The organism is Ekhidna sp., assembly GCF_040223195.1.
In the GTDB taxonomy this organism is placed as follows: Bacteria; Bacteroidota; Bacteroidia; order Cytophagales; family Cyclobacteriaceae; genus Ekhidna.
Map to the genome: position 1 here is coordinate 333,277 of NZ_JAVKDX010000017.1, position 13,033 is coordinate 346,309.

11 protein-coding genes and 1 tRNA gene are annotated in these 13,033 nt (G+C 43.0%); 5 read left to right on the plus strand and 7 right to left on the minus strand.

Annotated elements, in window-relative coordinates:
• Window positions 1–16: 16 nt before the first annotated feature.
• The gene (locus RLN88_RS12050) at window positions 17–376 is read right to left on the minus strand and encodes a hypothetical protein (protein WP_350221660.1); all 360 of its coding nucleotides are present in this window, start codon (window positions 374–376) and stop codon (window positions 17–19) included.
• A gap of 147 nt (window positions 377–523) precedes the next feature.
• Between RLN88_RS12050 and RLN88_RS12055 the strand changes: the two genes are divergently transcribed.
• Window positions 524–1,747, plus strand: coding sequence for a pyridoxal-dependent decarboxylase (locus RLN88_RS12055; protein ID WP_350221661.1), 1,224 nt, complete (start codon window positions 524–526; stop codon window positions 1,745–1,747).
• Window position 1,748: 1 nt separating this feature from the next.
• Here the strand turns inward: RLN88_RS12055 and RLN88_RS12060 are convergent, their stop codons facing one another.
• Both RLN88_RS12060 and RLN88_RS12065 read right to left on the minus strand, forming a co-directional pair.
• Window positions 1,749–3,899 carry a prolyl oligopeptidase family serine peptidase gene (locus tag RLN88_RS12060; protein ID WP_350221662.1) on the minus strand — a complete coding sequence of 717 codons (2,151 nt, stop codon included), beginning with the start codon at window positions 3,897–3,899 and terminating at the stop codon, window positions 1,749–1,751.
• Window positions 3,900–3,948: 49 nt separating this feature from the next.
• On the minus strand, window positions 3,949–5,184 hold the full coding sequence (locus RLN88_RS12065) for an ABC transporter permease (protein ID WP_350221663.1): 1,236 nt from the start codon (window positions 5,182–5,184) through the stop codon (window positions 3,949–3,951).
• A gap of 60 nt (window positions 5,185–5,244) precedes the next feature.
• On the opposite strand from RLN88_RS12065, the gene RLN88_RS12070 reads away from it, so the two are divergent.
• Entirely contained in the window at window positions 5,245–6,501 is a 1,257-nt protein-coding gene (locus RLN88_RS12070) for an asparagine synthetase B (protein WP_350221664.1), read from the plus strand.
• A 31-nt stretch (window positions 6,502–6,532) separates the two neighbouring features.
• On the opposite strand, the gene RLN88_RS12075 is transcribed toward RLN88_RS12070, so the two are convergent.
• Together RLN88_RS12075 and RLN88_RS12080 are read right to left on the minus strand one after the other, a co-directional pair.
• Window positions 6,533–7,132: a MiaE family protein gene (locus tag RLN88_RS12075; protein ID WP_350221665.1), complete on the minus strand. Its 600-nt coding sequence runs from the start codon at window positions 7,130–7,132 to the stop codon at window positions 6,533–6,535.
• Window positions 7,132–8,988: a putative porin gene (locus RLN88_RS12080; RefSeq protein WP_350221666.1), complete on the minus strand. Its 1,857-nt coding sequence runs from the start codon at window positions 8,986–8,988 to the stop codon at window positions 7,132–7,134. Before RLN88_RS12080 ends, RLN88_RS12075 begins: the two co-directional genes overlap by 1 nt.
• A gap of 135 nt (window positions 8,989–9,123) precedes the next feature.
• Here RLN88_RS12080 and RLN88_RS12085 point away from each other — a divergent pair, with 135 nt between their 5' ends.
• Both RLN88_RS12085 and RLN88_RS12090 read left to right on the plus strand, forming a co-directional pair.
• Window positions 9,124–10,218 (plus strand): Nif3-like dinuclear metal center hexameric protein, encoded by a 1,095-nt coding sequence (locus tag RLN88_RS12085; protein ID WP_350221667.1) that lies wholly within the window; start codon window positions 9,124–9,126, stop codon window positions 10,216–10,218.
• Window positions 10,219–10,226: 8 nt separating this feature from the next.
• Window positions 10,227–11,009 (plus strand): zinc ribbon domain-containing protein, encoded by a 783-nt coding sequence (locus RLN88_RS12090; protein ID WP_350221668.1) that lies wholly within the window; start codon window positions 10,227–10,229, stop codon window positions 11,007–11,009.
• A 54-nt stretch (window positions 11,010–11,063) separates the two neighbouring features.
• Here RLN88_RS12090 and RLN88_RS12095 read toward each other — a convergent pair whose 3' ends face one another.
• Window positions 11,064–11,636: a 1-acyl-sn-glycerol-3-phosphate acyltransferase gene (locus RLN88_RS12095; RefSeq protein WP_350221669.1), complete on the minus strand. Its 573-nt coding sequence runs from the start codon at window positions 11,634–11,636 to the stop codon at window positions 11,064–11,066.
• Between the two features lie 8 nt (window positions 11,637–11,644).
• Window positions 11,645–12,592, minus strand: coding sequence for an acetyl-CoA carboxylase carboxyltransferase subunit alpha (locus tag RLN88_RS12100; RefSeq protein WP_350221670.1), 948 nt, complete (start codon window positions 12,590–12,592; stop codon window positions 11,645–11,647).
• A gap of 130 nt (window positions 12,593–12,722) precedes the next feature.
• Here RLN88_RS12100 and RLN88_RS12105 point away from each other — a divergent pair.
• Window positions 12,723–12,796 (plus strand) — tRNA-Asp (locus RLN88_RS12105).
• Window positions 12,797–13,033: the final 237 nt, after the last annotated feature.

The following is a 13,033-nucleotide window of genomic DNA, read 5'->3' on the forward strand; positions in this document are numbered from 1 at the left end:
CGCCCCTCGAGAGGAATTAAATCAATTGTGGAGGACCTCTGAAATTGGATTGATCAGGGGAGAATTGCTGTTCAATAACAGCGTCGAAGAAAATAACCTTAGGCGCTTCAATTTCCAATATTTCATTAGAAAGCTGAAAGTCAAGAATTTCGGCTACCGGAAAATAAAGGGAAACACCCTGTGCTGTTTGAAACTCCTCCAGGTGATTTTCTCCCGGACTGACATGAAATGCTAGCCTGATATAATCAAGCAAGGATTCCGCTTGCGCATGCTCAATGAAATGATCTTCATCGTTAACATTAGAATGGTGCTTATGGGGCATTAAGGTATGAGCCATCAGCAGACTGACAGCTAAGAACATTCCTATTTTGCCCATGAATTTCATTCTAATTGCAATGTACGTAAGTGCGTTGAATAGGTTAAACTTCTACTTCTATTGATACTCAGTCTAAATAGCACTCAGAGAGCCTTTGTTTTATTTAGTTGTTTAAACAACTAAATTTGTGATAAATAAGATAAAATCATGTATTGGGAGCCATACAGTAACAAAAGGATAAAAAAAACAGTCTTTTCTGCACTGGAGCAAAACCTGGATTACAGACACAAACCTGTACTCGGGTTACCAGCGTCCTATCTGGATACCGAGGTATTCTATCAGGATGCTCCTTTCCTTAAGGATGCGCCATTTCTCTCTGCTATGATTGCCAACCCTAATCACATCGGCTGCCATACACTCAATGAATCTGAATCCGCTTTTGAAGGGACGCAAAAAATAGAAGCGGAGTTGATACAGCTTTGTGCAAAAGAGATATTTAGTGGAAAGGATGAGGCTTATGATGGGTATGTTGCTTCAGGTGGCACGGAGGCCAACATCCAGGCCATCTGGATACTAAAACGATATTTTGAAAAGGAGTTCAAAGCAAGAGCTGAGGAAATTGCTTTAGTATTCACTCAGGATGCACACTATTCCATGCCAAAGGCTGCCAGCCTGTTGAGTTTGAAGAAGATTATCCTACCAGTAAATGAAGAAACCAGAGTATTATCCGAGGAGTCAGGTGCTGTACTTAGTAAAGCTAAGGAATCGGGCATTAAGTACTTCATCACAGTAATAAATATGGGAACTACCATGTTTGGGTCGGTAGATGATATTGACCTGGTAACTAAATGGATGAATAATTTGGATCTCAACTACATGATCCATGTAGATGGTGCTTTTGGCGGCTTTATTTACCCATTCGCTGACCCGGATTCAAGGCTGACTTTCAATCACCCGAAGATCAACTCTTTTACACTGGATGGTCATAAAATGCTGCAGTCTCCTTACGGTACAGGGATATACCTGACCAAGAAAGGATTCATGGAGTATGCCTTGACGGAAGAAGCAAATTATGTGAAGGGAAAGGATTATACGCTCATTGGAAGCCGTTCTGGTGCCAACGCTATTGCAGTTTGGATGATCATGCGAACGTATGGTTCCGAAGGCTGGAAAATGAAAATCAGAAAGCTGCTGGAAAAGACGGAAAGACTGTGCGAGCAGTTGGATGAAAAGGGGATTTCTTACTATCGAAACCCTTTTATGAACATTGTAACTATCAAAGCCAATCAGATTGATTCACGTATTGCCAATCAATACCTGCTCGTTCCTGATACCCATGACGGAAATCCAAACTGGTACAAGATTGTAGTGATGGATCATGTGACCCATGGGCTTCTGGATAGGTTCCTGATGGAAGTCAATAAAATATAAACTACCACATTCGCAGATTCATCCCCAGTTGATCCATCAAAAAGAGATACATCACTACCATGTTATCCATTCGGTCTGCATAGGTTGACCCCATACTGTGACCAGCACCTTCTGTTACCTTGATCATATACAGGTTGGCTGGGTCAGCGACGGATTGCAGTCGTGCAAGGAATTTATATGAATGGAAAGTTGGTACACGATCATCACTATCACCTGTCATCAGGAGCAGGTTGGGATACTTTTCTCCCTGACGAATGTTATGGTATGGGGATAGTTCAAATAGATAAGGAAACTCCTTTTCATCGTCCGGATTTCCAAACTCCCTGAGATTTAGCTCTGTAAATCCGGTAGAAAACTTATGGAACCGCACCATATCAAATGCTCCGGCAGAGGCAACCGCTGCTTTGAACAGCTCTGGCCTTTTTGCTATCACAGCCCCCACTGCAAAACCTCCGTGAGAGCCACCCCTGATGGCCATTTTTTCGGAATTCGTATAACCATCTCTTATTAGATATTCACCTGCGTAGATAAAATCAGCTATCGTGTTTACTTTATTAATTCCTTGTCCTGCTTTGGCCCAGTCTGAGCCTTCTACACCCCCACCTCTGACATTTGGGATGGCTAAAACACCACCATTCATAAGCCATAAAATAAAATCCGGACTGAATCTGGGTTCTTGTGTGCGACCGTATCCACCGTACCCGTAAATAAGCGTTGGTGCCTTTCCGTTCTTCTTCACATCCCGGCTTTTGATGATATACATCGGGATTTCTACCCCATCATGCGAGGAATACTTGACATATTTTACTTCAAATTGGTCATAGTCGTACGGAATTTCCATTTCAACCAACCTGGATGATACCCAGGTATCCAGATCTAGTTTGTAAGCAATACCCGGGTGGGTAAATGATTCTACATAGTAATAGGCTTCTTGAGCATTGACATCTGCTGCAAAGCCACTAACGTTGGCCCCCTGAGGAAACTCAAATTTCTTAACCACTGCTCCTTTTAAATCAAAAACGATAACCACATATCTGGAATCCTTCCGATAAAAGCAGGCAACATGATCCTTCCCTAGTCGGTGGATATCAGTCAGGAGCATATCGTATTCCGGAATAAAAGGAGACAACTTGTTCACCTCGTTTTTCCGCATGATCACGACCTTGTTATTGGGTGACTGGATGTTGGCTTTAATTAAAATAGAATCTCCAATGATAATTTGGGGTACGAGCGTGTAATCAACCTCAGCTGCCACATAAAAAAAAATATTGAGAAAGAAGTTTTCCGGACCATCTGAAATATTAGCAACTGCTTTGACTGAAAGCCAACTCGCTCCTTTTGGTAGCTGATAATCAATAAATAGCTGATCTTCATCAATCATCGAATAGTAAAATGAACGTTGGCCGGTAGTGTCTGGATTTTGAAAGACCATTGTATCATCATTTTGCGATGAGTTCAGGTGATGATACTTCAAACTCGGGAATGTGCGAAGGCCAATCTTATCTTCTGAGCCTTTAAAATGCTTGTAAAAAAATCCATCACCCTTCCAGATCACATTACCACCTCCCAGTGTATTCGAAATTGTATCATCCAGCAGCATTCGTGTCTCCAGATCAAGAATAAAAATTTCCGTCCAATCGCTACCTGAATGCGATATCCCGATGGAGGCATACTTATCTCTCTCATCTACACGGATGGATTTGAAAATCACATGATCTTCATTGCTGTTCCTGAAATCCTTTGACTTCAGTACTTTCACATAATCATCCTGATCCTTTCTTTTCATGTATAAGTCAGGAGCTCGATCATATCCATTGTTTCTAATACGGAATTCATAAGCTCTTTCCTCATCGGCTGTCATTTCCCAATCACCAAACTTGGAGTACCTAATCCGTGACAGTAAAGAAACCTGCTGTTGAAAATCCTGCTTGCGTACCAGTGTGCGATCATACCGGTTGAAGAACTTTTGCTGTTCGTCTAGCCAGGCCTCAGCTCGAGGGTCTTCCTCTTCAAGAAACCTGTATGGATCTTCAATGGCTATACCGTGGAGACTATCAATAACCAGCTCGGATTCAAGCAAAGGATATATATGCTGACCAAATGATGCTAATGAAACCAGCAAAAGGAGAAGGATGAATAACGTCCTGTTCATCCGGCAAGTATGACCTTCCCCGATTAAAAACACAAAGACTCATTGAAAATTATTCAAACCTTAGTGAGTCTATAGGATCAAGTTTCGAGGCTTTGTAGGCCGGAATGTAGCCAGAGATCAATCCTACTACTATGCCGATGATTACTGCAATAATCATCCAAAGCCACGGCACAACAAATCCAGAGTTGAATATGAGTGAGGATGTAAGGTTCCCAATGGTCATCCCGAGGATGATTCCTCCAATACCTCCCATCTGACAGATCACGATAGCTTCGATTAAGAACTGCTGACGAATTTTAAGTGGTGTTGCCCCTAACGCCTTTCGTACACCAATCTCTCTGGTTCGCTCCGTTACGGACACCAGCATAATATTCATGAGACCGATGGAAGCTCCAATAAGCGTCACAAATCCAATCGTAAAACCTCCTACTCTTAGGTATCCGGTAATCTCCCCCATTCGCTCTGCCAAAGATTTGCTTGCAGACAGGTCAAAGGAATCTTCCTCTCCAGGGCGATCTCTTCTTATAGCTCTCATCAACCCTCGAGCAATACCCATTGCATTATCCATTTGAGTAGGATCGGGAACAGCCACCGCAATCTCGTAACCAAAATTTCGCTCCGGTGCTATGATTCTGGCTGTCTGCATAGGGATAATAATTGTTCTGTCGATGTTTGAAGTACCACTTGCGCCCCCCTGCTCGGCAATCGTTCCTACGATTCTGAACTTAGACCCCATCAGGCTTATCTTTTTCCCGATTGGGTTTTCATTCTCAAACAATTCATCAATTACATCACTACCAACTAACGCCACATAGCTTCCATTCAGGCTTTCATTTGCTGAAAATGGACGGCCATCTTCAACATCATACCCATCAACCGTAAGATAATTTTCATCTCCGCCTCGCACAATCTGATTGGGATTAGTCACTTTCGATCCATACTTCACTTCAGCTTGTCCTGTGATTACAGTATAAATCGAAACAACCCCGGGTCCCTCATATTTTTCTTTAAACATCAAAAGCTCGTGATAGGTAACTTTTGGATAGACCTTTTCCTTTTTACCCCCTGACGAACCACGACTGGGTCTGCGGTCTTCAATGTCAAATGTATTGGCACCCAGGCTGGAGAAACTACTGTTGATTGAATTCTGAATGCCATCAATCGCTGTGAGGATTCCTACAAGGGATGTGATACCGATGGAAATGATTGCTGCGGTGAGAAAAGTTCGAAGCTTATTGGCTTTGATGGACTTGATCCCTTCTTTGATGTTTTCGCGAATGTTCATCGGCTGATTTTAGTAAAACACACGGTTTTGATTAACGTTGTATAGACAAAAGTGATGCATATGAGGGGAATATTGTTACTAATTTTCTTAAATGTCTGTATAGCCAGCCAGGCGGCATATATCCTCATCCCAATGGATGAGACTCAAACCAATCACCTGAAGGCATATGGTATTGCATATTGGATACTTACAAAGGAAGTTGAAGTAGACTGGATGCTCAACTATCGTGGTGGCAGTTTCATGATAAAGCATCTGCAGGCATTTGAAAATGAGTGCGTAATCCGGGGGGTTTCATATCAGGTTATCTCCGATGCGGAGGCCAATGATATTTTGAATACAATTGCCAGTCCATCCTCCAATATGGATGTGATGAAACTTGAAAAGTACCCCAAAATCGCAGTTTATACCCCAAAAAGCAAACAGCCATGGGATGATGCCGTAACGCTTGTTCTTACCTATGCAGAAATTCCCTATGACGTGATTTTTGATGATGAGATTATGGGTGACGAACTACCCAAATATGACTGGCTCCATCTTCACCATGAGGATTTCACAGGTCAATACGGCAAGTTTTACAGGGCCTATCATCACTTCCCCTGGTATCAGCAGCAACAGCGAGAATATGAAGAATCCGCGCGAAAGCATGGGTTCAGTAAAGTTTCCCAACTCAAACTCGCAACAGTCCAAAAGATCAAATCCTATGTGGCCAGCGGAGGCTTTCTGTTTGCCATGTGCTCTGCCACTGACACATATGACATTGCATTAGCTGCCGAAGGCCTTGACATTGTAGAGAGCATATATGATGGTGACCCAGCAGACCCCAGAGCTCAATCCCAGCTGGACTTCTCCAAAACGATGGCTTTTGAAAACTTTACGATTGAGCGTGATCCTATGCGCTATGAGTATTCAAACATAGACAATCAAGCCAATGAGCGAGGGTTAGTTGAAAACAACGATTACTTCACACTTTTTGAGTTTTCAGCTAAATGGGATCCCATCCCTACCATGCTCACCCAAAATCACCAGCAAATCATTCATGGATTTATGGGACAAACGACAGGTTTCAAAAAGCAATTAGTGAAGGGGGATGTAATAGTGATGGGACAAACTCCAAGCATCAGCGAGGTGAAGTACATTCATGGGGTCTTAGGTAGAGGATTCTGGACATTTTATGGTGGACATGATCCAGAGGATTATCAGCACTTTGTAAACGAACCCCCTACCGATTTGAATTTGCATCCTAACTCTCCAGGATATCGATTGATCTTGAACAATATCTTGTTTCCGGCGGCTAAGAAAAAGAAGCAGAAGACTTAAAATTCTGTTGAGTTTGGAAACTTAACAGGGATTAATGCATTCGATCAGCCCTTGGGATTAACTCCTTCATAATCTTAGCTTCTTCGGCTAAGAAAAATCTCCAGCGTTTTTCAACCTTCTCTGCAGGCATGTACTCTTTTGCGAGTTCAATGAAGTTATGATAATGGCCTGCCTCTGATACCATGAGATCATAATAGAATCGCTGAAGCTCCTCATCTTCAATGTTTTTGGAAAGAAGCTTGAACCGCTCACAGCTTCTGGCCTCTATCAAAGCATTCATCAGCAAGCGCTCCACCAACTGCTCATCCCTTGTTCCACCTTTTTTCATGACCCCATTCAGCTGGGATACGTACTCGTCTTTCCTAGCCCTACCAAGCTGAAATCCTCGCTTTTTTAAATGTTCTATGACAAGTTCAAAATGTGCCCACTCTTCAGCGACTACTGGAGTTAAGACATCTACAAGTTTCTCTCGCTCTGGAAACATGATAATCAGAGAAATGCATGATGAAGCTGCCTTCTGCTCGCAATACGCATGATCTACCAGAATGTCCTCAATATTTTTTTCGGCAATGTTTACCCAACGTGGATCTGTCGGGAGCTCAAGTCCAAGTGTGGTTTTATTTGTTTTCATCAATCAAAAAACATCCATCGTACTACCAAATCAATCACTTTTCGCTGGCCGGGATAATATGGTGTGGAGAAATAGCCATCGTCCTGGGGCTGGTTGAAGTGTGTCCATTTCAAAGCGAAGAAGAACTTATCTATTTGCATATTTACAAACAGGTCGGTGGCCACATATCCAAATATTTCCTGATCTTCCTGCAAATAGAACTGCTGGATTTCAGGAGCGTATGCGTTCGCAAAGTAGGCTGATCTTCCATGCGCATCCACACCAAACTCCACGGGCACTTTATCTGTAAACCACAATCCACGCCAAAAATATCGGGCATTAAAATAGACGTCCGGTATCCTGACAAATGATGCTGCACCACCGGAAACATTGGTTACCAGCAGCTCATTTTCCAGGTGCCACCCCTCTCCTTTTGAGTTCCTGAGCCTCAGATTAAAGTCCCCACCAACAGAAGAAATCAATACCCCATCGCTGGACTGTCTTGGGCGGATATCCTGATCGAAGTAGATGAAATTATTGTACGCCGTAAGACTGACTTTTGGCCGGACCTCAAAGGAATTGAAATCGAGGTTTAGCTGGCCGTCAATCTTATTCGAGAATACCTGGCTAAAGCTATTGTGCCATTCGTGGTGGTTTCCAAAATAATCTGAATAAATAAAAGGAACATTGAATCTCATAGAATGGTAGCCCACTTTCAGGAGATCACTCGATAGTTTTCCCCCAAACTGATATTCACCACCCACCAAATACTCTGCATTTCCTGATACGGCAAACTTTTCCTTCCAATTGAACCGAACGTATCCGCCAAGATATTTTTCCACTGTCTTCTCGTTGGGATCATAAAACCTGTACCTCCAGTCTACAGCTCTTAATCGGGCATAAAAGCGATAAAAAACAGAAGACAGGTCTCCTTTAAGACCCACTTCGTTGGTCAAGGAGGAGAATACAGATTGTTCATTGGTTGTATCCGGATCGATTAGGAAATCATTATAAAAATCCGAATAAAGGTCATAGTCACCAGCGCCCGTGCCTCCGGAGAAGTCCATGTAAGAGTTGGTTTCTTTCCGGTAGTCGAATGTATGGTAGAGCTGAAACTGATCTGCAATCTGCAGATCATGATAGAGATGCCATTGAGAGGTTTTTACAATTCCCTGAGCACCTTCCAGGCGTACCAGTGCATTATCAAAGAGGAAGTAATCAGTCCGTAGGGAGTCCTGTGTGGGCCGGGCACCACCTAGTTCAAACACCTTATGGTTCATGCTTGAATAGTTGGCCAAAACCTGATAAGGCACCTTGGCATTTTTATAGTGAGTATAAGCAACAAAAGAGGATCCCACCACCTGTCGGTCTATCTGGCTTTCCGGAGCGAGCTGCTTGGTAGTGGTGATCTTTCTCAGGTCAAAGCCAATATTCCAATTTTCATTCACATTTCTGGAAAAGCCAAGATCCACAATGTTTCTATTACCCCCACCCAAGTAGACAAACAGATCGATATAAGGTGATTTGGTATCAAAATACTTTACCTCGGAAGGCTGAAAGGCATACCGGCTGTAGGCATTGAAGCCAGAAGTGCGCCCGAACAGCTTTTGAGGGGTATAAAAAATGGAGGTCATGGCGGTACCAAAGCTTCCCAAATCCTGAAATCGCCTCCCTGATCTATCATAAAAAGATTGCCTTTCGAAGTGATAGATCGAAGTATCTACATTTTGATAGGCTTCCAGGTTGTTTAAAATGCTCTCCTCAGTGGTGTACTTTGTCGTTTTAGGGCCATAAACCAGTTTGGTAGAATCATCAACTATTTGAGCAGATGATATCAGGTAAAATAAGACCGCTATTAGTGAAAAAAATAATCGCACGGGCAAATTTAATGATTGCTTTGGATGGATGAGATGCATTTTCCCAGCATTTACAAAAAGCATTCCGAATAATTAAGAACTGGATTTGAGATCATATAATATTGCATAGATACTTCCATAATCTACTGATCCCTTATGCAAATAAAAGATCTTACAAATTTCTTTGAGTCCTGGGCTCCATCATCCCTGCAGGAATCCTATGACAACTCCGGATTATTGATTGGAGAAAAAGATAGTACTGTGAGTCAGGCTCTCATCACCCTCGATGTGACCGAAGCTGTGCTAGACGAAGCGATCGAAACTTCCTCGGATTTAATCATTGCCCATCACCCCTTTATTTTCAAGGGCATTAAGCGAATTGGTGATCATCACTGGATCGATCGGTGTATCAGAAAGGCCATCAAACATGACATCAGCATCTATGCCATTCACACCAATCTCGACAATGTTCATACAGGTGTAAATCAAAAGATTGCGGAAAAGATCGGGCTTCAAAACCTGACAATCCTTTCGCCAAAGAAGGATACGCTCTCCAAGCTCACAGTATTTGTACCAACCTCTGACAAGCAAAAAGTACTTGATGCGATGTATGAAGCAGGAGCAGGCAACATTGGCAATTATGATCATTGCAGTTTTCAGGTGGAAGGGACAGGTACATTCAGGGGTAATGCAGCCAGCAACCCGACCATTGGAAAGCAGGGGGAAGATGAGACTGTGAAGGAAACCAGATTAGAGGTTTTAGTTCCCAATTATGCGCTCGGTCAGGTACTTTCCGCCATGACCAAAGCCCATCCTTATGAAGAGGTGGCTCATTACATTACCCCTCTCTCAAATATCAATCAGGAAACAGGTGCCGGAATGTTCGGTGAGCTGAGCGAGGAAATAGCCGCCGAAGCATTTCTCTCGAAGCTAAAAACCCAAATGAACCTGAGTGTGATCCGGCACACAAATATTGTAAAGCACAAGATCAAGCGGGTGGCTATCTGCGGAGGGTCAGGAAGCTTTTTATTGGGAAATGCTATCTCCTCCAAAGCTGATATTTTTATCACCGCCGATTTTAAGTATCACGACTTTTTTGAGGCCAATGGCGAGATCATTATTGCCGACATTGGGCACTATGAAAGTGAAGTCTTTACTAAAGAATTATTACTAGATGCTTTAACTAAAAATTTCACTAAGTTTGCGTTCCGTTTGTCGAAGGTAGACACGAATCCGATCAAATATCTATAGAAAACTGAATGGAAAATACAGTAGCTAAAAAGCTGGAAGCTTTAGAAAAACTACAAGCGCTAGATTCAAAAATAGACGAGATTAAAAAAATAAGGGGAGCACTCCCTGAAGAAGTTCAGGATCTGGAAGACGAAATAGCAGGATACCAGACTCGCATAGAAAAACAAGCTGAAGAGCAGAAAGAAATGGAAGAGGCAATCTCTGCCAACAAAACTGCAATCAAAGATGCTGAAAAGCTCATCAAGAAATATGAGGAGCAGCAAATGAACGTACGCAACAACCGTGAGTACGATGCAATCACCAAAGAGATGGAACTTCAGCAACTTGAAATCCAAATTCTGGAAAAAAGAATAAAGGAGTCTTACGAGAAAATTGAGGCGAAAAAGGAAGAGATGGAGGGGACAAAGGCTATCCTTTCTGAGAGAGAGAAAGATTTGAAAAGTAAGAAAGAGGAGCTTGACAATATCGTAAAAGAGTCTGAAGCTGACGAGCAGAAAATAGAAAAAGACAGGGAAAAGGCCACAAAGGGTGTGGAAGAGCGACTGTTAAAGTCTTATGAAAAAGTAAGGCACAATATGCGAAATGGTCTGGCTGTGGTGCCTGTAAAAAGAGGTGCCTGTGGTGGCTGCTTCAACGTGGTGCCACCGCAGAAGCAAGCTGAGATCAGAGAAAAGAAAAAGATCATTGTGTGTGAGCATTGCGGACGAATCCTTTCAGATGTGGAAGACGTAGTTGAAGAGGAAGTGAAGCCGAAAAGAAGAACCACCAGAAAGAAAGCAACAAAAGATTAGTATTTGTTTTAGATATAAGTGAAAAGCCCTTAAATCAAGGGCTTTTTTTATGCCCTACCTTACCCCATCTTCAGGGTTCTTGCCTGTAAACTGCCTGAAGTGCTCTTTGATCTCTTCGATCTCCGTTTCCATTTCCCCACGAGTGTAATAGGACTCATCCACATAGACCGTTTTGGTTTTATAGTCAAAACCGATCTTTACAATGGGGACTCCTGCTTCATGGGCAATTCGGTAAAAGCCTGTTTTCCAGCGGGGCGAATAGCTTCTGGTGCCTTCTGGTGTGATGGTCATAATGAATTCCTCTCGCTCTTTGTAAAGATCAACCACCTGTTGCACCAGTTGGGTACTCTTCTTTTTGCTGTTTCGGTCTACAGCTACTCCACCGATAGACTTGAGGAAAAATCCAACCAAAGGAATTTTGAATAGCTCCTTTTTGGCTAGAAAATTAGGTTGGAAGCCCATCACGTTTCGTGCTCCCCAACCTACAAAGAAGTCCCAGTTGCTGGTATGAGGCGCCACAATGACCAGGTACTTTTTCAGGTCTGGTTTGTCCCCACTAATTTTCCAACCGGACATCTTATACATCCACGCAAGGAATCGGGAGACTAATGATCGGCTGGCACTCATCGTGTGGATCAATTACCGTATGCACCCATAGAAGAAAACTTCTCTATTCGCTCGTTGATGCGCTCTTCGGGTGTTTTAGCGGAAAGCTCTTTCAATTCTTTCAGTATTACTTTCTTCAATTCGCTTGAAGCCTTGTTTAAATCCGTATGAGCACCTCCAAGGGGCTCGTTTATAATGCCATCAATCAACTTGTTCTTTAGCATATCTTCTGCTGTAAGTTTGAGCGCTTCTGCAGCCTGCTCTTTGTAATCCCAGCTTCTCCAGAGGATGGAAGAGCAAGATTCTGGTGAAATCACCGAATACCAGGTATTTTCCATCATAAACACCCTATCTCCAATAGCAATCCCCAAAGCCCCTCCTGATGCACCTTCACCGATGATGATGCAGATGACAGGCACCTTCAGCATGGTCATTTCCTTCAGGTTTCTGGCAATCGCCTCTCCTTGCCCCCGCTCTTCTGCTTCAAGTCCCGGGAAAGCACCCGGTGTATCTATGAGCGTGACAATGGGTTTGTTAAACTTTTCGGCCATTTTCATCAACCGGAGTGCCTTGCGATAACCCTCAGGATTTGCCATCCCGAAGTTTCTCATCTGGCGCTGCTTGGTAGACCTCCCCTTCTGTTGACCTATAAACATTACCGTCTCTTTGCCGATCGTGCCAAAACCACCCACCATTGCTTTATCATCCCTCACTGTACGGTCTCCGTGCAGCTCAATAAAGTCATTGGTGATCTCGTAGATATAGTCTAATGTATATGGGCGCTCAGGATGACGGGACAACTGCACCCTTTGCCAGCGGGTGAGGTTGCTAAATGTCTCCTTTTTCAATTTCAATATCTTTTTCTCCAATTGGGCTACTGCATCCGAGACATTCACATCGCTGGTTTTGGCCAGCTCCTTCATATCTGTCAGTTTGGACTCCAGCTCAGAAATTGGTTTTTCAAAGTCTAATAACATAGGATTGAATTTGGAGCAACAAACTTACTGTGAAAGGACTAAAAGGATTGAAAATATTCTCAAGAAAATAAGCTTTCAGGTATTGTATGGGAAAATAGAAGCCCTTACTTTTGCAACGCTTTTGAAGCAAGGTCCGGTAGTTCAGCTGGTTAGAATGCCTGCCTGTCACGCAGGAGGTCGCGGGTTCGAGTCCCGTCCGGACCGCTGAAAGGTTAAAACCCATCTCATTTCGAGGTGGGTTTTTTGTTGATATGGATTTATGGAGGTCAACCGGATCGTTAGTTGGAGCTTTTAGTTTAACTACCTAAACCATTACTTCGGACATAGTTGCAACAACAACCAAATATCTCATTTTGAGGAATTGAATTACCTATCTGCCCCCAAAGCTGCATTTCGTCGAAAAAATTATCAATTGCTAAGGCCAAATTGATATCTTCGCCC